At 71.5% G+C, this 22,108-nt stretch carries 18 protein-coding genes and 1 pseudogene; 15 read left to right on the top strand and 4 right to left on the bottom strand.

The window, feature by feature from the left end; translation table 11 throughout:
• The first annotated feature begins 54 nt into the window (after nt 1-54).
• Nucleotides 55-1,761, top strand: coding sequence for an N-acyl-D-amino-acid deacylase family protein (locus LHA35_RS11075; RefSeq protein ID WP_226608254.1), 1,707 nt, complete (start codon nt 55-57; stop codon nt 1,759-1,761).
• A gap of 266 nt (nt 1,762-2,027) precedes the next feature.
• On the opposite strand, the gene LHA35_RS28955 is transcribed toward LHA35_RS11075, so the two are convergent.
• Both LHA35_RS28955 and LHA35_RS28950 read right to left on the bottom strand, forming a co-directional pair.
• Entirely contained in the window at nt 2,028-2,882 is an 855-nt protein-coding gene (locus LHA35_RS28955) for a xanthine dehydrogenase family protein molybdopterin-binding subunit (RefSeq protein WP_338050862.1), read from the bottom strand.
• A 311-nt stretch (nt 2,883-3,193) separates the two neighbouring features.
• Nucleotides 3,194-4,357, bottom strand: a pseudogene (locus LHA35_RS28950) (xanthine dehydrogenase family protein molybdopterin-binding subunit); the annotation flags it as partial.
• A 101-nt stretch (nt 4,358-4,458) separates the two neighbouring features.
• Here LHA35_RS28950 and LHA35_RS11065 point away from each other — a divergent pair.
• From LHA35_RS11065 to LHA35_RS11055, 3 genes are all read left to right on the top strand, one after another.
• Nucleotides 4,459-5,070 carry a TetR/AcrR family transcriptional regulator gene (locus LHA35_RS11065; protein ID WP_226608253.1) on the top strand — a complete coding sequence of 204 codons (612 nt, stop codon included), beginning with the start codon at nt 4,459-4,461 and terminating at the stop codon, nt 5,068-5,070.
• Between the two features lie 169 nt (nt 5,071-5,239).
• Nucleotides 5,240-5,971 carry an urease accessory protein UreH domain-containing protein gene (locus LHA35_RS11060; RefSeq protein WP_226608252.1) on the top strand — a complete coding sequence of 244 codons (732 nt, stop codon included), beginning with the start codon at nt 5,240-5,242 and terminating at the stop codon, nt 5,969-5,971.
• Between the two features lie 253 nt (nt 5,972-6,224).
• Nucleotides 6,225-7,499, top strand: a complete 1,275-nt coding sequence (locus LHA35_RS11055) for a hypothetical protein (RefSeq protein ID WP_226608251.1) — start codon at nt 6,225-6,227, stop codon at nt 7,497-7,499.
• Nucleotides 7,500-7,533: 34 nt separating this feature from the next.
• On the opposite strand, the gene LHA35_RS11050 is transcribed toward LHA35_RS11055, so the two are convergent.
• Complete coding sequence (locus LHA35_RS11050; RefSeq protein WP_226608250.1) at nt 7,534-8,316, bottom strand: DUF2189 domain-containing protein; 783 nt, start codon at nt 8,314-8,316, stop codon at nt 7,534-7,536.
• A gap of 176 nt (nt 8,317-8,492) precedes the next feature.
• Between LHA35_RS11050 and ccoN the strand changes: the two genes are divergently transcribed.
• The 9 genes from ccoN to LHA35_RS11005 are packed head-to-tail and all read left to right on the top strand — an operon-like array spanning nt 8,493 to nt 16,476.
• A complete protein-coding gene (gene ccoN / locus LHA35_RS11045; protein WP_456316079.1) occupies nt 8,493-9,983 on the top strand; it encodes a cytochrome-c oxidase, cbb3-type subunit I in 1,491 nt (496 codons plus the stop codon).
• 14 nt (nt 9,984-9,997) lie between these two features.
• Nucleotides 9,998-10,732, top strand: coding sequence for a cytochrome-c oxidase, cbb3-type subunit II (ccoO, locus tag LHA35_RS11040; RefSeq protein WP_226608248.1), 735 nt, complete (start codon nt 9,998-10,000; stop codon nt 10,730-10,732).
• Nucleotides 10,733-10,744: 12 nt separating this feature from the next.
• A complete protein-coding gene (locus LHA35_RS11035) occupies nt 10,745-10,915 on the top strand; it encodes a cbb3-type cytochrome oxidase subunit 3 (RefSeq protein ID WP_226608244.1) in 171 nt (56 codons plus the stop codon).
• Between the two features lie 2 nt (nt 10,916-10,917).
• Complete coding sequence (ccoP, locus tag LHA35_RS11030; RefSeq protein WP_226608242.1) at nt 10,918-11,787, top strand: cytochrome-c oxidase, cbb3-type subunit III; 870 nt, start codon at nt 10,918-10,920, stop codon at nt 11,785-11,787.
• Nucleotides 11,788-11,800: 13 nt separating this feature from the next.
• Nucleotides 11,801-13,300, top strand: coding sequence for a cytochrome c oxidase accessory protein CcoG (gene ccoG, locus LHA35_RS11025; protein ID WP_226608237.1), 1,500 nt, complete (start codon nt 11,801-11,803; stop codon nt 13,298-13,300).
• Complete coding sequence (locus LHA35_RS11020) at nt 13,297-13,764, top strand: FixH family protein (protein WP_226608232.1); 468 nt, start codon at nt 13,297-13,299, stop codon at nt 13,762-13,764. The genes ccoG and LHA35_RS11020 overlap by 4 nt, the downstream gene beginning before the upstream one ends.
• Complete coding sequence (locus tag LHA35_RS11015) at nt 13,761-16,145, top strand: heavy metal translocating P-type ATPase (RefSeq protein ID WP_226608231.1); 2,385 nt, start codon at nt 13,761-13,763, stop codon at nt 16,143-16,145. The genes LHA35_RS11020 and LHA35_RS11015 overlap by 4 nt, the downstream gene beginning before the upstream one ends.
• Complete coding sequence (gene ccoS, locus LHA35_RS11010) at nt 16,133-16,294, top strand: cbb3-type cytochrome oxidase assembly protein CcoS (RefSeq protein WP_226608230.1); 162 nt, start codon at nt 16,133-16,135, stop codon at nt 16,292-16,294. Before LHA35_RS11015 ends, ccoS begins: the two co-directional genes overlap by 13 nt.
• The gene (locus LHA35_RS11005) at nt 16,291-16,476 is read left to right on the top strand and encodes a hypothetical protein (RefSeq protein ID WP_226608229.1); all 186 of its coding nucleotides are present in this window, start codon (nt 16,291-16,293) and stop codon (nt 16,474-16,476) included. Before ccoS ends, LHA35_RS11005 begins: the two co-directional genes overlap by 4 nt.
• A gap of 47 nt (nt 16,477-16,523) precedes the next feature.
• On the opposite strand, the gene LHA35_RS11000 is transcribed toward LHA35_RS11005, so the two are convergent.
• Nucleotides 16,524-16,991, bottom strand: a complete 468-nt coding sequence (locus tag LHA35_RS11000) for an Lrp/AsnC family transcriptional regulator (protein WP_226608228.1) — start codon at nt 16,989-16,991, stop codon at nt 16,524-16,526.
• 59 nt (nt 16,992-17,050) lie between these two features.
• On the opposite strand from LHA35_RS11000, the gene LHA35_RS10995 reads away from it, so the two are divergent.
• The gene (locus LHA35_RS10995; RefSeq protein ID WP_226608226.1) at nt 17,051-18,382 is read left to right on the top strand and encodes an LLM class flavin-dependent oxidoreductase; all 1,332 of its coding nucleotides are present in this window, start codon (nt 17,051-17,053) and stop codon (nt 18,380-18,382) included.
• A gap of 190 nt (nt 18,383-18,572) precedes the next feature.
• The gene (locus tag LHA35_RS10990; protein WP_226608225.1) at nt 18,573-22,007 is read left to right on the top strand and encodes an indolepyruvate ferredoxin oxidoreductase family protein; all 3,435 of its coding nucleotides are present in this window, start codon (nt 18,573-18,575) and stop codon (nt 22,005-22,007) included.
• Nucleotides 22,008-22,108 lie beyond the last annotated feature (101 nt).

The following is a 22,108-nucleotide window of genomic DNA, read 5'->3' as shown; positions in this document are numbered from 1 at the left end:
TTGACAGGGCCGGTCCCCTGTCCATGCTGCCGGCAAAGACGAGGGAGACGTTCCATGGCCGATCTGGACCTGGTGATCCGCGGCGGGACCGTGGTGGATGGCAGCGGGGCCAAGCCCTTCGAGGCCGATGTGGCGATCGCCGGCGGCAGGATCGTGCAGGTCGGGCAGGTCGCCGGACGCGGGGCGGAGGAGATCGACGCCAGGGGGAAGATCGTCACCCCCGGCTTCGTCGATATCCACACCCATTACGACGCCCAGGCCACCTGGAGCAGCCGGATCGACAGTTCCTCCTACAACGGCGTCACCACGGCGCTGATCGGCAATTGCGGTGTCGGCTTCGCCCCCTGCCGGCCGGAGCGGCGCGACGCGCTGGTCAAGTTGATGGAGGGCGTCGAGGACCTGCCCGAAGTGGTGCTGACGGAAGGGCTGCCCTGGAATTGGCAGAGCTTCCCGGAATTCATGGACGTCCTCGGCGCCCGGCGCTGGGACATGGACATCGCGGCGCAGGTGACGCACGCCCCCTTACGCATCCATGTGATGGGCGAGCGCGCCGAGGCGCATGCCGAGGCGACCGAGGCCGAGGTCGCCGAGATGGCCCGCCTGGCCGCCGAGGGCATCCGGGCCGGCGCGCTCGGCTTCTCCACCTCCCGCGCCATCGCGCACCGGACGCTCGACGGCAAGCACACGCCGACGCTCGGCACGCCCGAGGCGGAGCTGGAGGCGATCGGCCGCGCGGTCGGGGAGGCCGGCGCCTCCTGGCTGCAGGTCATCTCCGACTTCGATGAGCCGGAGGATGAGTTCGACCGGCTGCAGCGCATCTGCGCCGCCTCCGGCCGGCCGATGACCTTCTCCCTGCTGCAGCGGGAGAGCCGGCCCTGGCTGTGGAAATTCCTGCTGGAGAAGATCGAGGCGGCGAACCGCGCGGGCGCCCGGATGACCGGCCAGGTGATGGCGCGGCCGGTCGGGCTGATGTTCGGCTTCGAGCTGTCGCAGCATCCCTTCGTGGCGAAGCCGTCCTGGCAGAAGATCGCGCATCTGCCCTTCGCGCAGAGGATGCAGGCGCTGCGCGACCCGGCGCTGAAATCGGCGCTGCTGGCGGAGGAGACGCCCGACCCGATGCTGCGGGCCCGCCTGAACACCTGGGACATGATCTTCAAGCTGGGCGACCCGCCGGATTACGAGCCGCGGCCGGAGACCAGCCTCGGCGCCATCGCGGCGCAGCGCGGCATGGACCCGGCGGAACTGGCCTGGGAGTGGATGATGGAGCAGGAGGGCAAGGCCATCCTCAACCGTCCCATCATCAACTATGCCGACCGCGACCTGGAGGCGGTGCGCACCATGGTGGAGCATCCGCAGACCCTGATGGGCCTCGGCGATGGCGGCGCGCATGTCGGCATCATCTGCGATGCCTCCTCCACCACCCATATGCTGTCCTACTGGACCCGCGACCGCACGCGCGGCCCGAAGCTGCCGCTGGAATTCGCGGTGAAGCGGCTGACGTGGGACAATGCCCTGGCGCTCGGCCTGGCGGATCGCGGCCTGGTGGCGGCGGGGAAGAAGGCGGACCTGAATGTCATCGACTACGACCGGCTGCAGGTGAAGGTGCCGGTCATGCGCTACGACCTGCCGGCCGGCGGCAAGCGGCTGGTGCAGAAGGCGGATGGCTATGTGGCCACCGTGGTCAATGGCGCAGTGACCTACCGGGAGGGCGAGGCCACCGGCGCGCTGCCCGGGCGGCTGGTGCGCGGGGCACAGGGCTGACCACGGGGAAGGCCCTGCCTTCCCCGGACCTCATCCGCCAGGCCGGAATCCGGCCCGGACCGGGGTGATTTCCGCCGACGCAAATCCTGACCTGCAGCCGCCACAGGCGGCTGAGCGCCCGGACGGCCGGCCCCCATGGAAGACGCCGGAGGCGTCTTCCATGCGCATCGGGGGCGCCGCGCCAGGTGGCGCGTAGCCAAGCCGCAGAGCGGCGCCGGCGACCGAGGCTGCATGAATGCGCCAGCCTTCATGCGGGTTGGTTTCAGTCAGCGCCCGCGGATCGCGCGCCAGACCCGCTCTGGCGTCAGCGGCATCTCCAGATGCGTGATGCCGAGCGGCCGGAGCGCATCCACCACCGCATTCACCAGCGCCGGCAGGGCGCCGACCGTGCCGGCCTCGCCCGCCCCCTTCACGCCGAGCGGGTTGGTCTTCGTCGGCACCGGATTGCTCTGCACCAGCATGGCGCAGAGATCGGCCGCCCGTGGCATCGGGTAGTCCTGGAAGCTCGCGGTCAGCAGCTGACCATCGCGGTACAGGATGGCCTCGCCGAAGACCTGGCCGAAGCCCTGCGCCACGCCGCCATGGATCTGGCCCTTCACCAGCAGCGGGTTGATCACCGTGCCGACATCGTCCACCACCGTATAGGCCAGCAGCCGCGTCTCGCCCGTTTCCGGATCGACCTCCACCTCCGCGATGTGGCAGCCATTCGGGAAGGTCGCATCGCCCGGCCGTGTCACCAGCGCGGCGCCGAGGCCGAGTTCGGCCCCATCCGGCAAGGCTCCGGGAACATAGCTCTGCCGCGCCACCTCCTCGATGGATAGGCCGCGATCCGTGCCGGCAACGCGGAACAGGCCGCCATCGAATTCGACATCCGCCTCGGCGGCCTCCAGCAGATGCGCGGCGATCTGCCGGCCGCGGGCGATCACCTTCTCCGCCGCGCCCACCAGCGCGCCGCCGGCCGCCATCATGGAGCGCGAGCCGATGGTGCCACGGCCATGCGCCACCACATCCGTATCGCCGAACTGGATCCGCACCCGCTCCGGCGGCAGGCCGAGGCGGGAGGCGATGATCTGGCGGAACGCCGTCTCATGCCCCTGGCCATGGTTGTGGCTGCCGAGCAGCAGCGTGGCGCTGCCGCCAAGCGGATCTCGGCGCCTTCCTCCAGCGGCTTGCGATGCGGCCCGCCCGCGCTCTCGATCGCATTGGCGATGCCGATGCCGCGCAGCATCCCGCGCGCCCCGGATTCCGCGCGGCGCGCGGGGAAGCCGGCCCAGCCCGCCGCCTCCAGCGCCAAATCGAGGTTCCGCGGGAAGTCGCCACTGTCATAGGTGTAGTCGAGCCCGGTGCGGAAGGGCATCTCCTCCGGCCGGATCATGTTGCGCCGGCGGATCTCGACGCGATCCAGGCCGAGCCGGTCGGCGGCCAGGTCCGCCAGCCGCTCCATGGCATGGATCGCCTCCGGCCGTCCGGCGCCGCGATAGGGAGCGGTCGGCTGGGTATGGGTGAAGAGGCCGATCACTTCCGTGCAGATATGCGGCGTGCGATAGACGCCGGCGAGCCCGCCGACATTGTTGGTGGAGGAGACCGGGCCCTGCCAGGCGAGATAGGCGCCCATATTCGCCAGCGTGCGTACGCGCAGCGCGAGGAACTCGCCCTCGGCCGAGAGCGCCAGCTCCGCCGTCGAGAGGTTGTCGCGCGCATGGCTGTCACTCAGGAAGCTCTCGGTCCGCGTCGCGGTCCAGCGGACAGGCCGGCCCAGGCGCTTCGCGGCCAGCAGGCACAGGATATGCTCGGGGAAGGGGCTCTCCTTCATCCCGAAGCCGCCGCCGACATCGGGGGAGATGATGCGGAGACGGTTGGACGGGACGCCGAGGGCGTGCTCCGCGATCTCGTTGCGCATCACATGCGGCAATTGCGTGCCGGTCCAGAGGGTGTAGCGATCCTCGATCGGGTCATGCGCCGCCAGCGCATTGCGCGGCTCCAGCGGATTGGCCGAGACGCGGCTGATCCGGTAGTCCAGCGAGACGGTCTGCGCGGCGCGGGCGAAGGCCGCCTCGACCGCGGCGACATCGCCCAGGCGGAAGAGGAAGCATTCATTGTCCGGCGCCTGCTCCGGCCAGACCGCCGGCGCGCCGGGACGCGCGGCCTCGGCCAGGTCGGTGACGCAGGGCAGCGGCCCGTAGGCCACCTGGATGCGTTCGGCGGCATCCTGCGCCGCGGCCGGCGTCTCCGCCACCACCGCCGCCACGGGGTCGCCGACATGGCGCACCGCATCGGCGGGCAGCACGCGCCAGGGTGGCTGCACCAGCGGCCCGCCGCCGCGCCGGTGCCGCGGCGTGACGCAGCGCAGGCGGGCGGGGATGTCGAGATCGGCGGCCGTCAGCACCAGCCTTACGCCCGGCATGGCGCGCGCCGCCGAAATGTCGATGGACAGGATGCGCGCCGCGGCATGGGGTGAGCGCACCAGATGCAGGTGCCAGGCGCCCGGCGCCGCGATGTCGTCCACGAAGCGTCCGGCGCCGCGCAGGAAGCGCAGATCCTCCACCCGCCGCACCGGCGCGCCGATGCCCTGGGCCGCAAGCCCGGTCCCCGTCATGCCGCATTCCCTCCCGCCTGGCTTGCCGGGGATGCTAGCGGAGGAGGTGGCGGCTGCCGAAGCCCCTTGCCCCGCTGCGCCGCAGGGTTTTCCCTTGGCGCATGTCCAGCGTCACCGACATCGCCATTGCCGAGGCCGGGCGGCGCGCGCGGACCAAGGCGCGCAACCAGGAGGCGATCCTTGCCGCGGCGCGCCAGGTCTTCGCCGAGCTGGGCTATGAGGCGGCGAGCGTGCGCGACATCATCCGGCGGACCGACCTCGCTTCCGGCACCTTCTACAATTACTTCCGCTCGAAGGAGGCGATCGCCCGGGCGCTCGCCGCCGATGCGGCGGAGCGGCTGCGGCCGATCCTGCGGGCGGAGCGCGACCGGGCGGCGGATCTGGAGGGCTGGCTGGATGGCGTGATCCGCGCCTATTTCCGTTTCCTCGTGGAGGAATATGGCCGGGCCGCCGGCCTGCCGCAGGTACGGGTCGATGCCACGCCGGCGCAGCGCGCGGTGTTCGAGGAGGTGCGCGAGTCGCTCACCCGCATCCTGGGCGACCAGCTGGCCCCGCAGGCCGACACGGCCTATCTGACGGCCGGCGCCATCGGCATCGCCCGCCATGTGGGGGAGCAGATGCTGCGGCGTGCGCCGCCCGATCCGGACGGCGCCGCGCGCTTTGCCGTGCGGCTCATCCTGCATGGCCTGCCGGCGGTGGCGCGCGGCGCCTAGGCCGCCATTCCGGACCCTCCGGCGTCCGGGAAGGGGCGGCTTGACCGGCCTCGTCTATCCGGAGGGAGGGCGCTGGAGCGCCAATCCTTGCCGGAACTCCGGTCCCTCCGCGCCCGCCAGGTTGAGCCGGCGCAAGGCCAGGGTGCGCGCAGGGGGTTAAGGATATTGGATGCTTGCCGATTGCCTGCATGATCTCGCTGCTCTCGGCCCCGGCGGCCTGGCGGCCCTGATGGGGGCGCTGTTCCTGGCCGGGCTGGCGGGCGGCGTCACCCATTGCTCCACCATGTGCGCGCCCTTCGTGCTGGCCCAGGCGGCAACCGGCATCGGCGCCGGCGGCGGGCGGCTGCAGCGGCTCGCCGGGGCGGCGCTGCTGCCCTATCAGGCCGGGCGTATGCTGGGCTATGGCGCGCTTGGCGCCCTCGCCGGCGGCGCGGCCGGTCTGGTCACGCTTGCCAGCGGCATGCGCTGGCTGCTGGCCGCATTGCTGGCGGTGGCAGCGGTCTTCATGCTGGCCCAGGCCTCCCAGCGCTTCGGGGCGGTGTTGCCGCGGCTCGGCCGGGTGACGCCGAAGCTGCCGGCCGTGGTCGAGCGGCGGATCGGCGCGCTGCTGGCGGCGCCCACCGGCTGGCGGGGCGTGCTGCTCGGCCTGCTGCTCTCGGCCCTGCCCTGCGGGCTGCTCTACGGCGCGCTGGCGGCGGCGGCGGCTTCCGGCAGCGCCCTGGCCGGGGCGCTGGCGATGATGGCTTTCGTCGCGGGGACGGTACCGGCGCTGACCGGCGTCGCGCTGCTCGGCCGGCTGTTCGGGCGGCGGCAGGGGCCGGCGCTTCGCCTGGCGGGCGGGGCGCTCTTCGCGCTGAACGGCGTGGTGCTGCTGGCCATGGCGGCGCGGCTGGTGGCCTGACTCCCGCGGCCCGGCGCGGGGTGACCGCCCGCCGGGCCGGACTGCCCATCCGGCAGCAAATGGCCGCCGGACTGCCCAGACCCGACATTGCGGCCCGCCCAGGCCGGTCCCTCCGCATCCTTCGGCCATCCGCCCCCCGGCCCTGATCGCCGGCCGGGACGTATCGCACGCGTGGCGACGCCGTCTCCGGATTTGCCGTATTTTCACCGAATGTCTCGTTTCATGGGATCGTCCCATGAGATGAGGTGGCGCGGTGCGGGTCCTGCAGGTATCAGGCGTGCTGCCGGGGAGCATGGCGGAGAACAGCGGACCCGGCGACTGGGAGGCGACGCTCTCCCTGGCCGGCGACCTCTCCGGGCTCACGGGCGTCGAGCTGCTGGGGCGCGATGCGCTGGCCTTCAGCGCCAGCCTGCTGCCGGGCCTGCCCGCCCTGGTCCTGCGGCCGGGCGCCCCGGCCGATTTCGAGGCCCTGGCCGCTGCCGGGCGCAGCCCGGTGCTGGAATTCTCCCTGCGCTTCACCTTCGCGGACGGCAGCACGGTGGAGGACCTGACGCCGCGCAGCGTGACGGTGCTGGACCGGGACGACACGCCGCCCTCCTCCCTGGCTTTCGCCAGCGGTGGCACGGTCGTGGCCGGGGTCATCGGCGCCGTGATCGGCAGGCTGACCGTCACCGACCCGGACAGCGCCGGGCCCTTCACCTTCTCCTTCCCCGAGGAGGATGCCTGGCGGTTCGAGGTGGTGGGATCGGTCTTGAAGCTGCGGGAGGGCATCAGCCTCGGCCTCGACGACATGCCGCGCCGGCCCTTGATCATCGAGGTCTCGGACGGCCGGCAATCCGCCGCCTTCCTGCTCGAGCTGCGGGTCGCCGACCCGGCCACCTGGCTGGGTCATGTGCCGCCCGGCGAGACGCGCGGGGGGCTCCAGATCGTCGCGCCCGACACCGTCCTGGCGCTGCGCGAGAGCCGCGCCGTCACGCAGGTCGAGGCGCTGCCGGGTGGGGAGCGCGTGCTGACCCTGCAGGAGGGCCTGCAGGTGACCCTCCCGGCCGCCGAACGGCTCGTCTTCGCCGATGGCTTCCAGGATGCGGGCCCGCAGAGCCCGGGCGTGCAGGCCGCCGCCCTGGCCCGCGCCCTCACGGGCCGCGAAGCGGATGGGGGGACGCTGGCCGGCATGGTCGCGCGCGCCGAGGCCGGCACGGGCTGGACGGAGATCGCCGCCACGCTGGCCGGCACGCTGCCGGCCGACCCGGGGGCGGCGGTGACGGCGCTCTACCGCAACGCGCTCGGCCGTGATCCCGGGGGAGAGGAGCTGGCGCTGCAGACGGGCCGCCTCGCCGCCGGCGTCACGCCCGCCCAGCTTGCGGTGGATATCGCCCTCGGCGCCGAATCCCTCGGGCGGCAGCCGGGGGAGGGTGTCTGGGTCGCGGATCCGCTGGGCGAGGGCGGGGCCTGGCGCGGCGGGACAGGGGGGCTGCCCGGCGCCGTGGTCCCGGTGGCCACGGCGCCAGACATGGTGTGGCTGCTCTGACGGGGCCCCGGGCCGCGCGGCCCGGCGGGTCGCGTCAGCGCACCACCATATCCTTGTAGGCATGCCAGGTGGCATGCCCGATCAGCGGGAAGACCAGCACCAGGCCGAGATAGAAGGGCACCAGCGCCAGCCCGGTGAAGACCACGATCAGCGCGGCCCAGAGCAGCATGGCCTTCCAGTTCTCCAGCACCGCCTGGATGCTGACCGTGATCGCCTCCAGCGCCGAAACCTCCCGCTCCACCAGCATCGGGATGGAGACGGCGGAGATCGCGAAGCTCGCGGCGGCGAGGACGAAGCCGAAGCCCGTGCCGATCACGAGGAAGGGCAGCAACTGGTCGGATTGCAGCATCGCGTAGGGCAGCCGCTCCAGGCTCGGGATGCCGTTCAGGCCGAAGAAGAGCATGAAGATCAGCCCGGCGATGCGCACCCAGAACAGGTGGATCACCAGCAGGGCGACGCCGATGAAGGCGATCTGCCCGCCATTGCGCCGGAAGGGCCCGACCATGTCGGCCAGCGTCGGCTGCTTCCCCTCCGCCCGCAGCCGGCTCGCCTCATAGAGGCCGGCGGCGACCAGCGGGCCGATCAGGAAGAAGCCGGAGGTCGCGGGCAGGATGGCCCAGAGCGTGCCGACCTCGAACAGCAGCAGGGACAGCACCCAGCCGGCCAGGCAGACGGCACCGCCATAGGCGAGGGCGATCGGCTTGCTCGCGAGCATGTCCCGCCAGCCGGCGGTCAGCCAGACCCAGGGCCGGTCGGTGGCGATATTGCGCACGCGACTCGGTGGCCGGTCGGACAGGGGCAGGGTCTCAGTGGTCATCGGGCGTCCTCCCCGGGGCGCGATGTCGATATATCACCGTCAGGGTTTCCTGCCCACGCTGCCTTGATCCCGATCAAGGACTCCTTAGCGAGTTCGTCGTGTTCTCCGGCTGCGCGCGGCGCGATGGGACGAGTCCGTCTGCCTGCCGCCCGCGTCATAGTTGGGAGATCCGCTTCATGGCCGTCGCGGGCTATGCAGGACCTGCCACCGGTCACGGGCCGGGGCGGGATTTCGATATGGTGGAAGGGCCGATCCGGGCCTTTGCCATCGCCACCATCTTCTGGGGCGTGGTCGGCTTCCTGATGGGGGTGCTGATCGCCTCCCAGCTCGCCTGGCCGCTGCTCAACCTCGACCTGGAATGGACGACCTTCGGGCGCCTGCGCCCGGTCCACACCTCGGCCGTGATCTTTGCCTTCGGCGGCAATGCGCTGATCTGCACCTCGCTCTACGTCGTGCAGCGGACCTGCCGCGCCCGCCTGTTCGGCGGCGAGGACATGGGCTGGTTCCTGTTCTGGGGCTACCAGTTCTTCATCGTCACCGCCGCGCTGGGCTATGTGCTGGGCGTCACCCAGGGCAAGGAATATGCCGAGCCCGAGTGGTATGTGGACCTGTTCCTGACCGTCGTCTGGGTGGCCTACCTGATCGCCTTCGGCGGGACGATCCTGCGGCGGCAGGAGCCCCACATCTACGTGGCCAACTGGTTCTACCTGGCTTTCATCATCACCATCGCGATGCTGCACTTGGTGAACAACTTCGCCCTGCCGGTCGGCGGTGGCGTGGGCAAGTCCTACATCGTCTGGTCCGGCGTGCAGGATGCGATGATCCAGTGGTGGTACGGCCACAACGCGGTGGGCTTCTTCCTGACCGCCGGCTTCCTCGGCATGATGTACTACTTCATCCCGAAGCAGGCGGAGCGGCCGGTCTATTCCTACCGGCTGTCCATCGTGCATTTCTGGACGCTGATCTTCCTCTATATTTGGGCCGGCCCGCACCACCTGCACTACACCGCGCTGCCAGACTGGGCGCAGACGCTCGGCATGGTGTTCTCGGTGATGCTGTGGATGCCGTCCTGGGGCGGCATGATCAACGGCCTGATGACCCTATCGGGCGCCTGGGACAAGCTGCGCACCAACCCGGCGCTGCGCTTCTCCGTGACCTCGGTCGGCTTCTACGGCATGTCGACCTTCGAGGGGCCGGTGATGTCGATCAAGGCGGTGAACGCCCTGTCGCACTACACGGACTGGACCATCGGCCATGTGCATTCCGGCGCCATGGGCTGGGTCGGCTTCGTCTCCTTCGGCGCGATGTACTACCTGTTCCCCAAGCTCTGGAGGAAGACCGGGCTGTACTCGGACAAGCTGGTCTCCTGGCACTTCTGGCTCGCGACCCTTGGCATCGTCTTCTACATCACCGCCATGTGGGTCAGCGGCATCATGCAGGGCCTGATGTGGCGCGCCTACGATGAGCTGGGCTTCCTGCAGTACAGCTTCGTCGAGACTGTCGAGGCGATGCACCCCTACTACGTGATCCGCATGCTGGGTGGCCTGCTCTACCTCAGCGGCGCGCTGATCATGGTCTACAACCTGTGGATGACCGTGCGTTCCAGCACCCTGGCCGAGGCGGCGCCCGCTGCCCAGCCCGGCCTGGTGCCCGCGGCGGCCGAGTGAAGGAGGGCCGATCCATGTTCCGCTTCCTCCGCGACCACGGCATCATCGAGCGCAACCTGATCCTGATGGGCGTGCTCACGCTCATCACGGTCTCGATCGGCGGCCTGGTGCAGATCGTGCCGCTCTTCACCATCGAGACGACGATCGAGCGGGTGGAGGGCATGCGCCCCTACACGCCGCTCGAGCTCGCCGGCCGCGACATCTATGTCCGCGAGGGCTGCTACACCTGCCACAGCCAGATGGTCCGTCCCTTCCGGGACGAGGCCGAGCGCTATGGCCATTACTCCCTCGCGGCCGAGAGCATGTACGACCGCCCGTTCCAGTGGGGCTCCAAGCGTTCGGGCCCCGACCTGGCGCGGCTGGGCGGCCGCTACTCGGATGACTGGCATGCGGCGCATCTCCGCAGCCCGCGCGCGGTGGTGCCGGAGAGCATCATGCCGCCCTATGCCTTCCTCGACCGTCCGCTGGACTATTCGGACATCGGCGCGAAGCTGAAGGCGCAGCAGGCGCTCGGCGTCCCCTACACGGACGCGATGGTCGCCAATGCGCGGGCGGATCTGGAGGCGCAGGCCCGTCCGGATGCGGACGCCGCCGGCTTCTCCGGCCGCTACGCCAAGGCCCGCCAGGCCGCCTTCGATGGCAATGCCGGGACGATCACGGAAATGGACGCGCTGGTGGCCTATCTGCAGATGCTGGGCACCCTGGTGCAGTTCCGCGACGTGACGCCCGAGCAGGTCCGGCAGCAGTAGGGAGAGGCACCGATGGACCTCGTCAAGCTGCAGTCGATCCTCTCCACCGTCTGGGTGGTCTGGTTCTTCGCACTCTTCCTCGGGATGTTGATCTACGTCATGCGCCCGTCGAAGCGCCGGCACTACGAAAGCCAGGCCGACATCCCGCTGAGGGATGACGCGGCTGGCCACAGGAGCATCTGACGATGCCGACCAAGGTCGAAAAGGACAGCATCACCGGCCAGGAGACGACCGGGCATGAGTGGGACGGGCTGAAGGAGCTGAACACGCCGCTGCCGAAGTGGTGGCTGTACGTCTTCTATGCCACCATCCTGTTCAGCCTGGTCTGGGTGGCGCTCTATCCCGCGCTGCCCTTCAGCGGCGCCACGGGCGTCACCGGCTGGACCGCGCGCGGCGCGCTCGGGCCGGAGCTGGAGGCGGAGCGCGCGGCGCGCGAGCCGATGCTGGCGAAGCTGCGCGAGGCGACGCCGGAGCAGATCGCGGCCGACCCGCAGCTCCGCGCCTTCGCCCTCGCCGGCGGCCGCATCGCCTTCGCCAACAACTGCGCCGGCTGCCACGGCGCAGGCGGGCAGGGCGCGCCGGGCGGCTTCCCGTCACTGGCGGATGATGACTGGATCTTCGGCGGCAGCTTCGACGCCATCCAGCACAGCATCAGGCACGGCGTGCGGAACGGCGAGTCGGAGGAGGCGCGCGGCATCGCCATGCCCCGCTTCCAGGTGGATGGCCTGCTGACGGCCGCGCAGGTGGGCGACGTCGCCGAGCATGTGCTCTCGCTGACCGGCCGGGCGACCGACCAGGCGGCGGCGGGCCGCGGCGCCCCGCTCTTCGCCGAGCAATGCGCGAGCTGCCATGGCGAGAAGGGCGAGGGCAACCGCGACATGGGCGCCCCCCGCCTGAACGACCAGGTCTGGCTCTATGGCGGCGACAAGGCCAGCGTCGTGCGCAGCATCGGCTGGTCCCGCGCCGGCGTGATGCCGAGCTGGGGCGGCCGTCTCGACCCGGCCGTGGTCAACATGCTGACCGTCTACGTCCACACGCTGGGCGGCGGCGAGTAGGACGAGGCGTGTCATGGGCGAGGTGAAGTCACCCGAACGCACGAAGCCGGCGGCGGCGCAGGCCAGCACCGGCTCGCTCTACGCGACCCGCCAGAAGGTCTATCCGAAGGCGGTGCAGGGGACGGTGCGGAAGGCGAAGTGGCTGATCCTCGCCCTCTGCCTCGGCCTGTACTACACCGTGCCGCTGATCCGCTGGGATCGCGGCCCGGAGATGCCGGACCAGGCGGTGCTGGTCGACATGACCCATGGCCGCCTGTTCTTCTTCTTCATCGAGATCTGGCCGCAGGAGGTCTATTACCTCACCGGCCTGCTGGTGCTGGGCGCCATCGGCCTGTTCGCCGCGACCAGCCTGTTCGGCCGCGTCTGGTGCGGCTTCACCTGCCCGCAGACGGTCTGGACCGATCTGTTCATGCTGGTGGAGCGCAGGATCCAGGGTGACCGCAACGCCCGCATGAAGCTCGACCTGCAGCCCTGGACCAGCGAGTGGCTGCGCAAGAAGGCGCTGACCCATGCGGTCTGGCTGGGCATCGCGGCAGCGACCGGCGGCGCCTGGATCATGTATTTCAACGACGCGCTGGAGATGACCCCGCGCTTCTTCACCGGCCAGGCGAGCCTTGAGGTCTATTTCTTCTTCAGCCTCTTCACCGCCACCACCTACCTGCTGGCCGGCTGGGCGCGGGAGCAGGTCTGCACCTATATGTGCCCCTGGCCGCGCTTCCAGGCGGCGATGCTCGATGAGAACTCGCTGGTCGTCACCTACCGCGCCTGGCGCGGGGAGCCGCGCGGCAAGGCGAAGCAGGACGGGCTGGGCGACTGCGTGGATTGCCGCGCCTGCGTGCATGTCTGCCCGACGGGCATCGACATCCGCGACGGCCAGCAGATGGAATGCATCGGCTGCGGCCTCTGCATCGATGCCTGCGACGACGTCATGGGCAGGCTCGGCCGGCCGAAGGGGCTGATCGCCTTCGAGACCCTGACCAGCCTGGCGGCCAGCGAGGCCGCGGCGAAGCCGCTGCCGCCCGGCCCGCAGCGCCTGGCCTGCGGCATGCAGGCGCGCCGGCCGCAGAAGATCATCCGCCCGCGCACCCTGGTCTATGCCGGGGTCCTGGGCCTTGTCGTCGCCATCATGGGCGGCGCCTGGCTGCTGCGGGAGACCACCTCGCTGGCCGTGCTGCGCGACCGCGCCCCGATCTTCGTCAAGCTCTCGGATGGCGGCATCCGCAACGCCTATACGCTGAAGCTCGGCGACAAGACCCGCGGGATCGAGACCTACAGCCTGGTGCTGGACGGGCCGAAGGGGCTGAGCCTGATCGTGCTGGATGCGGAGAGCGATCCCGCCGGCGCGCCGGTGCTCACCACCCGGCCGGACGGCATCACCCAGTGGCGCGCCCTGGTCACCGCCCCCGCCGGGCTGAGGCTGCCCGAGAGCGTGCCCGTCACCTTCCGGCTGGTGGATGCCAGCGGCCGCACCGAGGTCCGCACCGCCAGCGTCTTCCTGGGACCGAAGCCATGAGCGCCACCATGACCACCCGCCGCAGCGCCTGGATCCCCTGGGTCTTTGTCGGCGGCATGCTGCTGGTCTTCGCGGTCAATGCCGGCATGGTCTATGCCGCCCTCTCCACCTTCACCGGCGTGACCGTGGGCAAGTCCTACGACAAGGGCCGCGCCTACAACCATGTGCTGGCGGAGGCCGCGCGGCAGGATGCGCTCGGCTGGCGGCCGGAGGTGGCGCTGGAAGGCGGCGTGCTGCGCGTGACGGTGCGCGACCGGGAGGGGCTGCCCGTCCCGGGCCGGCTGGACGGCGTGCTGCGCCGCCCCGTCGAGGGCGCCGAGACGGCGGTCGCCGCGGGCGCCGTGGCCCCGGGCGTCTGGGTAGCCGAGGCCCCGCCGCATGCCGGGCTGTGGGAGGCGCGGCTGCGCCTGACCGCGGAGGATGGCCGGCATCTCGACATCCGCCAGCGGGTTATCGCCCCGTGACCACCGCCGCCCGCCTCGCCCCCGAAGCCACGGCCGGCTGCGCCCATTGCGGCGCGCCGGTCCCCGCCGGCGCGCGCTTCTGCTGCGCGGGCTGCGAGGGGGCGCACGACCTGGTGGCGGGCCTTGGCCTCGATGCCTTCTACCGCCGGCGGGAGGGGGCGGATGGCAGCCTGCGCCCCGCGGTGGACGCCCCTGCCATCGACTTCACCCCGCATGTGCGGGAGGAGAAGGACGAGCGGACCATCGAGCTGATGGTCGCCGGTCTCACCTGCGGCGCCTGCGTCTGGCTGATGGAGCAGGCGCTGGCGGCGGAGCCGGAGGTGACGCGCGCCCGCGTCGCGCTCTCGACCCGCCGGCTGACCCTCTCCTGGCGGGGGGAGGCGGGGCGCGCCAATGATTTCGTCGCGCTGCTCGCCCGGCTCGGCTTCCGGGTCGCGCCCTGGTCGCCGGCCTGCCTGCGGGCGACCGAGGATGCCGAGGGGCGGCGGCTGATCCGCGCGCTCGGCATCGCCGCCTTCGGCGCGATGAACGTGATGATGCTCTCGGTCGCCGTCTGGGTCGGCTGGGACATGGGCGAGGCGACCCGCGCCGCCATGCATTGGGTGGCGGCGATGATCGCCCTGCCGGTGATCCTGGTCGCCGGCCTGCCGATCTACCGCAGCGCGCTGGACGGGATTCGCGCCGGGCGGCTGAACATGGACATGGCCGTCTCGCTCGGCGTGCTGGCGACCACCTTCATGTCGCTCAGCGAGACCCTGCGGAACGGCCCCTATACCTGGTTCGACGGCGCGACCGCGCTGCTCGCCCTGCTGCTGGCCGGCCGGGTGCTGGACCGCGCGGCGCGGCGCCGCGCCCGCCAGGCGGTCGCGGAATTGCTGGCGCTGCAGGAGGGCACCGTCACCCGGCTCGACCCCGATGGCACCGCCCATGCCGCGCCGGCCGCCAATATCCGCGCCGGCGACCGGCTGCTGGTCGCGGCCGGGGAGCGGCTGCGGCTGGATGCGGTGCTGGAGACTGGGGAGGCGCTGCTGGATGCCAGCGCCACCAATGGCGAGAGCCTGCCGCGCAGCTTCGCCGCCGGCCAGGCGCTGCCGGCCGGCGCGGTGAACATGGGCGCGCCCTTCGTCGCCCGCGTGACGGCCGCCGCGGCGGATGGCTCGCTGGCCGGCATGGCCCGGCTGCTGGAGCGGGCGGAGCAGGCCAAGGGCCGCTTCGTCGATATCGCCGACCGGGCGGTGCACTTCTACGTGCCCATCGTGCACACGGTGGCGGCGCTGACCTTCCTCGGCTGGTGGCTCGGCGTCGGCGTCTCCTGGCAGGAGGCGCTGGTGCCTGCCGTCGCCGCGCTGATCGTCACCTGCCCCTGCGGCTTCGCCATCGCGGTACCGGCGGTGCAGGCGGTCGCGGTCGGCGCGCTGTTCCGCCGCGGCGTGCTGGTGGCGAACGGCACCGCGCTGGAACGGCTGGCCGCCGCCGATCATGCGGTGCTGGACAAGACCGGGACGCTCACCGAGGGGCAGCCGACCCTGCTGCCCGGCGACTGGACCGAGGCCGAGCTGCGCGAGGCCGCCGGCCTCGCCCGCGCCAGCCGCCACCCCCTGGCCAAGGCGCTCGCCGCAGCCTGCCCGGAGGCGCCGATGCTCCCGGGTGTCGAGGAAGTGCCGGGCCGCGGCCTGATCGCCGGCGACCGGCGCCTCGGCAGCGCCGCCTTCATTGGCGTGGCCGGGCCGGATGCCGGGTTGACGCTGTGGTACGCCGCGCCGGGCCGCGCGCCCGTCGGGACACCACCGGCCTCGCAGAGCGATGGCGATGGGAAAGCTGTGGCCTTCCGCTTCGCCGACCGGCTGCGCGGGGATGCGCCGGCGGTGGTGCGGGGCCTGCGCGAGCTTGGCCTCTCGGCCGAACTGCTCTCGGGCGATGCGGCGCCGGCGGTTGCGGCGGTGGCCAGCCAGGCGGGCATCGAGCACTGGACCGCGCAGGCGACGCCTGAGGCGAAGGCAGCGCGGATCGAGGCGCTGCGGGCCGGGGGGCGCCACCCGCTGATGGTGGGCGACGGCATCAACGACGCCGCGGCGCTGGCGCTGGCGCATGTCTCCGCCTGCCCGGGCGATGGGACGGACCTGGCGCAGACCGCGGCCGACCTGGTGCTGCGGGCCGATGGGCTCGCCGCGCTGCCCGGCGCCATCCGCACCGCGCGGCAGGCGCAGCGCCTGGCGCGGCAGAACATCACCTTCTCGCTGGTCTACAACGTCATCGCCGTGCCGCTGGCGATCACCGGCGTGGTCACGCCGCTGATCGCAGCACTGGTCATGGCCTCCTCCTCCCTCATCGTGATCGGCAATTCGCTGCGCGCCGGAAAGGACGCCGCATGGACACCCTGATCCTCCTCGTGCCGGTGGCCCTCTTCATGGGTTTCCTCGGCCTCGTTGCCTTCCTCTGGAACCTGCGCGCCGGCCAGTACGAGGACCTGGACGGCGCCGCCTCCCGCATCCTCTTCGACGACCTTCCCCGCAAGGAGCCCCGCCCATGAGCGGCACCACCATCTTCTTCATCGCCTTCTCCGCCGTCATCGCCCTGGTCGGCCTCTTTGCCGGCGCCATGGCGCATGACTACCTGCAGTTCTTCGGCTTCGCGCTCTTCGCCTTCGGGGTGCTGTTCGGCTATTCCTGCGTCAAGCGGCACTACGACGCGCAGGACGCGGCGCGGCACTGAGCCTGGCCCCCCGCGGCGCCGGACAACGGTGCCGCGGGGGGGGGCGATCAGGGGGCGGGCGTCCAGCTCTGCTTCAGGCTGCGCAGGGTGAAGCTGGTCCGCGTGTGGCGCACGCCGGGCAGGCGGTACAGCTTCTCCCGCAGCAGCCGCTCATAGCCCGCGGTGCCGCCGACCGCGGCCTTGATGACATAGTCGTACTCGCCCGTGACCAGCCAGGCCTCGATGATCTCGGGCATGTCGGTCACCGCCTGCTCGAAGCGCCGCAGGCTCTCCTCGTCATGGCGCTCCATCATCACCTCGATGATGACGGTGTCCGGCAGGCCGAGCTGCGCCTGGTCGAGGATCGCCACATAGCCCTTGATGACGCCGGCCTGCTCCAGCCGCTTCACCCGCGTCCAGCAGGGGGAGGGGGAGAGGCCCACCTGCTCGGCCAGTTCCGCATTGGTCAGCCGGGCATTGCGGTGCAGGGCACGGAGGATCCGGCGGTCGATGGCGTCGAGCTTGGGGGCGTCCATGGCGGAAGCTTCCGCCGCCCCGGGGCTGACAGGCAAGGCGCCCGTGCTAGCCTGCCGCCATGCCCCGCGAGATTCGCCTGAACGCCTTCGACATGGCCTGCATCGGCCATATCCAGCACGGGATGTGGACCCATCCGCGCGACCGGTCCACCGACTACCACCGCCTGGACTATTGGACCGGCCTCGCCCGCACGCTGGAGCGCGGGCTGTTCGACGGGCTGTTCCTGGCCGATGTCGTCGGGATCTACGACGTGCTGGGCGCCAGCCCGGAGGCCGCCCTCCGCAACGCCGTGCAGGTGCCGCTGCTGGACCCGATGCTGCTGGTGCCGGCCATGGCGGCCGCCACGCGGCATCTCGGCTTCGGCGTCACGGTGAACCTGACCTATGAGGCGCCGGCGCTGTTCGCCCGGCGCTTCTCCACGCTCGATCACCTCACCGATGGGCGGATCGGCTGGAACATCGTCACCGGCTATCTCGACAGCGCCGCCCGCGCCATGGGCCTGCCCGCGCAGAAGGCGCATGACGCCCGCTATGACGCCGCCGAGGAATTCATGGCGACCGCCTATGGCCTCTGGGAGGGAAGCTGGGCCGCCGATGCGGTGAGGGCGGACCGCGCCGCCGGCCTCTATGCCGACCCGGCCCGAATCCGCCCGATCCGCTCCGGCGGGATCGAGGCCATCCATCTCTGCGAGCCCTCGCCGCAGCGCACCCCGGTCCTCTACCAGGCCGGCGCCTCCGACCGCGGCCGGGAATTCGCCGCGCGGCATGCCGAGTGCATCTTCCTCAACCCCTCCAGCCCCGCCAATGTCGCCCGGCTGGTGGCCGATCTGCGGGCCAGGGCGGCCCCGCGCCCAATCCGCGTCTTCGTCGGCGCCACGCTGATCCTGGGGCGGACCGAGGCGGAGGCGCACGACCTGCTGGAGGACTACCGCCGCCATGCCTCCGTGGAAGGGGCGCTGGCGCATGCCGCGGCCTCCCTCGGGATCGATTTCGACCGCTTCGGCATGGACGAACCGATCGCCGCCTCCGGCAGCAATGCCATCTCCTCCAATGTTGAAGCCATGGCGCGGGTCTTCGGCCCCGGCTGGACCAAGCGGCACCTGATCGACCAGTTCATCCTGGGCAGCCGGCAGAAGCCCCTGGTGGGCACGCCGGACGCCATCGCCGACCAGCTCATCGTCTTCTGCGAGGAGACGGGGGCGGATGGCTTCAACCTCTCCCGCACCGTCATGCCGGAATGCATCGAGGCGGTGGCGGACCTGCTCGTCCCCGCCCTGCAGGAGCGGGGCGCCTACAAGACCGCCTACGCCCCCGGAACCTACCGGGAGAAGCTGTTCGGCGCCGGCCCCCTGCTGGCGGAGCCCCATCCGGCGGCAGCTTTGCGCGGCTGAGCCCTAAGAGCCGGAAGATCCTTCCGTCTCTTCGGCGGCGCACAACGAAATCCGGCATGATCTGCGGCGGAACCCGGTCCATCCTTCCGGGTGAGACGGTCCGCGCGGGGGCTTGCCGCTGCCCCCGGCCGGCCCGACATTCACAGGCAACAAGGGTGGCCCCTGGCCGCCCCGTCCGGGAGAGATCGGAATGGGCAGCATCCAACGCCCCGAGGCGACGCTCGAGGACCGCTGGGAGAAGGCCGGCGAGACGCTGCTGCTGACCGGCATCCAGGCGCTGGTGCGCCTGCCCCTGGTCCGCCACCAGCTCGACCGGGCGATGGGCTGGAACACCGCGGGCTATGTCAGCGGTTATCGCGGCTCCCCCCTCGGCACCTACGACCAGCAATTGCTGAAGCAGCAGAAGCGGCTGGCGGAGGCGAATATCGTCGTCCGGCCCGCGCTGAACGAGGATCTGGCGGCGACCGCCATCTGGGGCACGCAGCAGGTCGCGCTCTACGGCGCGCAGAACTTCGATGGCGTCTTCGGCATCTGGTACGGCAAGGGCCCGGGCGTCGATCGCAGCGGCGACGCGCTGCGCCATGCGAACAGCGCCGGCACCGCGCCGAAGGGCGGCGTGCTGGCCCTGGCCGGTGACGATCCCTCCTGCAAGTCCTCCACCATCACCTCGGGCTGCGAATACTCCTTCATGGATGTCGAGATCCCGGTGCTCGACCCCGCGGGTGTCACGGAGATCCTCGATTTCGGGTTGAAGGCGCTCGACATGTCGCGCTTCTCCGGCCTCTGGATCGGGATGAAATGCGTCGCCGAGACCATGGACGGCGCCGGCACGGTGCTGGTGGACCCGGCCGCCTATGCGAGCGTGACGCCCGATTTCGCCTTCCCGGCCGATGGCGTGCATATCCGGCTCCGCGACCACGCCATCCCGCAGGAACAGCGCCTGCGGCACGTCAAGCTGCCGGCGGCGCTCGCCTTCGCTCGCGCCAACGGGCTGAACCGGATCGTCTGGGACAGCCCCAATGCCCGCTTCGGCATCGCCGCGCGTGGCCGCGGCTATGCCACGCTGCGCCAGGCGCTGCACGATGCCGGCATCACGGAGGAGCTGGCGCGCATGGCCGGCCTCCGTATCTGGAAGGTCGGCCTTGCCTGGCCGCTGGATGCCGAGGGCGCGCGGGAATTCGCCCGCGGGCTCGAGGAGGTGATGGTGGTCGAGGACCGTCGCCCGGTGATCGAGCCGCAGCTCCGCGATGCGCTGTACCATGAGGCGCAGCGCCCGCGGATCACCGGCAAGTTCGACGAGCAGGGCCGGCGGCTGCTGTCGGACCTGACCGAGCTCGACACCGGCGCGGTGCTGCGCGCGCTTGCCGCCCGCCTGCCGGAGGCGTTGCAGACCGAGCAGCTCAAGGCGCGCATCCGCCAGCTCGACCAGGTCGCGCAGCTGCAGATGCCGCCGATCCATGATCGGACGCCGCATTTCTGCCCGGGCTGCCCGCACAACACCAGCACGCGGGTGCCGGAGGGCAGCCATGCCATGGCCGGCATCGGCTGCCATACGCTCGCGATCTACATGGATCGCAACACCGACCTCTACACGCATATGGGCGCGGAGGGCATGCCCTGGCTCGGCATGGCGCCCTTCGTGTCCGAGAAGCATATGTTCGTGAATATCGGCGACGGCACCTATGCCCATTCGGGCAGCCTCGCCGTGCGCCAGGCGGTCGCCGCCGGCGCCACCATGACCTACAAGATCCTGGTCAACAGCGCCGTCGCCATGACCGGCGGCCAGACGCCGGAAGGCGAGCTGGGCGTGCCGGAGATCGCGGCGCAGATGGCGGCCGAGGGCGTGCAGAAGATCGTCGTCGTCTCCGACGATCCGGAGCGGCACCAGGGCGATGCGCGGATGCCGAAGGGCACGGAATACCGCCACCGCCGCGACCTCGACCTGGTGCAGCGGGAGCTGCGCGAGAGCCCAGGCGTCACCATCCTGATCTACGACCAGCAATGCGCGACGGAGCGGCGCCGCAAGCGCAAGCGCGGCTTGCAGGCCGTCGCCACCAGGCGCGTCGCGATCAACCCCCGCGTCTGCGAGGATTGCGGCGACTGCTCCCGCACCTCGAACTGCCTGGCCGTCGAGCCAATCGAGACCCCCTTCGGACGCCGGCGGCAGATCGACCAGAGCGCCTGCAACCAGGACCTGAGCTGCGTGGAGGGCTTCTGCCCGAGCTTCGTCACACTGGTCGGCGCCGAGCCGGTGAAGAAGGCGCCGCCCGCGGTCAGCGAGGCACTGCCGGAGCCGCAGCGTCCGGACGCGCGGGCGGGCGAGCCGGCCTTCAACATCCTCCTTGCCGGCGTCGGCGGCCAGGGCGTCACGGCGCTCTCGGCCATCCTCGGCATGGCGGCGCATCTGGAGGGACGGCCGAGCCGGTCGGTGGACATGCTCGGCCTTGCCCAGAAGGGCGGCGGCGTCTTCGCCCAGCTCCGCATCGGCCGGGTCGGGGCGGCGCCGGAGAGCATCGAGGCGCCGCGCATCGGCATGGGGCAGGCGGATCTGCTGCTCTCGGCCGACATGGTGGTGGCGCATGGCCGCACCGCGCGGCCGCTGCTGGGCAGTGACCGTACCGTCGCCGTGCTGAACGCGGACCTGCAGCCCACCGCGCAATTCGTGCTGGACACCAGCACCCGGTATGACCGGGAGGGCATGCTGGCCAGCATCCAGGGCGCCTGCCGGGAGGTGGTGACGGTCCCCGGCGTGCAGGCGGTGGAGGAGGCGCTGGGCGACCTCATCTACCTCAATGTCTGGCTGCTCGGCATCGCCTACCAGAAGGGGCTGGTGCCGCTGAGCGCGGAGGCGATCAACCGGGCGCTGGAGCTGAACGGCGCGCAGGTGGAGCGGAACAAGGCCGCCTTCGCCCTCGGCCGGCAGGCGGCGCTCCAGCCGCCCGCGCCGGTGACGCCCGAGAGCGAGACGCTGGACGCGCTGGTCGCCCGCCGCGTGGCCGACCTGACCGACTACCAGAACGCCCGCTACGCCCGCGACTACGCCGATTTCGTGGCGAAGGTCCGCGCCGCGGAACAGGCGGCGGTGCCGGGCGAGGAGCGGCTGGCGCGCGCCGTGGCGCAGCAGCTCTACCGCCTGATGGCCTACAAGGACGAGTACGAGGTCGCGCGCCTGCACAGCCTGCCGGAATGGCAGGCGCAGCTCGCCGGCCAGTTCACCGGCACGCAGCGGGTGGAGCTGAACCTGGCGCCGCCGATCCTGGCGAAGCCCGACCCTGTGACGGGCGTGCCGCGCAAGATCGCCTTCGGCCCCTGGATGCTGAAGGCGATGGGGATGCTGCGGCACGGCAAGGCGCTGCGCGGCACCGCGCTCGACCCCTTCGGCCGGACCGAGGAGCGGCGGATGGAGCGCGCCCTGATCGGCGAGTACCGCGCCGGCATCGAGCGGCTGCTGCGCCTGCTCTCGCCCGCGACGCATGCCAAGGTCTGCGACTGGGCGGAGGCCGCGGCCGGCATCAAGGGCTACGGCCACATCAAGGCGCGCAACACCGCGGCGGCGCGGGAGCGGATGGCGGCGATCGAGCAGGAGATCATGGCGCCGGCGCCCGTGCCGATGGCGGCGGAGTAGCGGGACGCCGGGCCACGGGCGGCGGTGCGTCCCGCGCCGCCGCGCGGGAGGCCGGGGCCTTCCCTCTGGACGCCGCCACCCCGCCGGTCCGATATCGGGGG

It is taken from the genome of Roseicella aerolata, assembly GCF_020523605.1.
In the GTDB taxonomy this organism is placed as follows: Bacteria; Pseudomonadota; Alphaproteobacteria; order Acetobacterales; family Acetobacteraceae; genus Paracraurococcus; species Paracraurococcus aerolatus.
The sequence above is the reverse complement of the archived record's forward strand: the minus strand, read 5'-3'. Positions and strand labels throughout refer to the sequence as shown.

Coding starts and splice junctions, on each gene's coding strand:
- LHA35_RS11005 (WP_226608229.1), top strand. CDS start 16,291: ATGAGCGGCACCACCATCTTCTTCATCGCCTTCTCCGCCGTCATCGCC.
- LHA35_RS11060 (WP_226608252.1), top strand. CDS start 5,240: ATGCTTGCCGATTGCCTGCATGATCTCGCTGCTCTCGGCCCCGGCGGC.
- LHA35_RS11035 (WP_226608244.1), top strand. CDS start 10,745: ATGGACCTCGTCAAGCTGCAGTCGATCCTCTCCACCGTCTGGGTGGTC.
- LHA35_RS11020 (WP_226608232.1), top strand. CDS start 13,297: ATGAGCGCCACCATGACCACCCGCCGCAGCGCCTGGATCCCCTGGGTC.
- LHA35_RS11075 (WP_226608254.1), top strand. CDS start 55: ATGGCCGATCTGGACCTGGTGATCCGCGGCGGGACCGTGGTGGATGGC.
- LHA35_RS11000 (WP_226608228.1), bottom strand. CDS start 16,991: ATGGACGCCCCCAAGCTCGACGCCATCGACCGCCGGATCCTCCGTGCC.
- ccoS (WP_226608230.1), top strand. CDS start 16,133: ATGGACACCCTGATCCTCCTCGTGCCGGTGGCCCTCTTCATGGGTTTC.
- ccoO (WP_226608248.1), top strand. CDS start 9,998: ATGTTCCGCTTCCTCCGCGACCACGGCATCATCGAGCGCAACCTGATC.
- LHA35_RS10990 (WP_226608225.1), top strand. CDS start 18,573: ATGGGCAGCATCCAACGCCCCGAGGCGACGCTCGAGGACCGCTGGGAG.
- ccoP (WP_226608242.1), top strand. CDS start 10,918: ATGCCGACCAAGGTCGAAAAGGACAGCATCACCGGCCAGGAGACGACC.
- ccoN (WP_456316079.1), top strand. CDS start 8,493: ATGGCCGTCGCGGGCTATGCAGGACCTGCCACCGGTCACGGGCCGGGG.
- LHA35_RS11065 (WP_226608253.1), top strand. CDS start 4,459: ATGTCCAGCGTCACCGACATCGCCATTGCCGAGGCCGGGCGGCGCGCG.
- ccoG (WP_226608237.1), top strand. CDS start 11,801: ATGGGCGAGGTGAAGTCACCCGAACGCACGAAGCCGGCGGCGGCGCAG.
- LHA35_RS11050 (WP_226608250.1), bottom strand. CDS start 8,316: ATGACCACTGAGACCCTGCCCCTGTCCGACCGGCCACCGAGTCGCGTG.
- LHA35_RS10995 (WP_226608226.1), top strand. CDS start 17,051: ATGCCCCGCGAGATTCGCCTGAACGCCTTCGACATGGCCTGCATCGGC.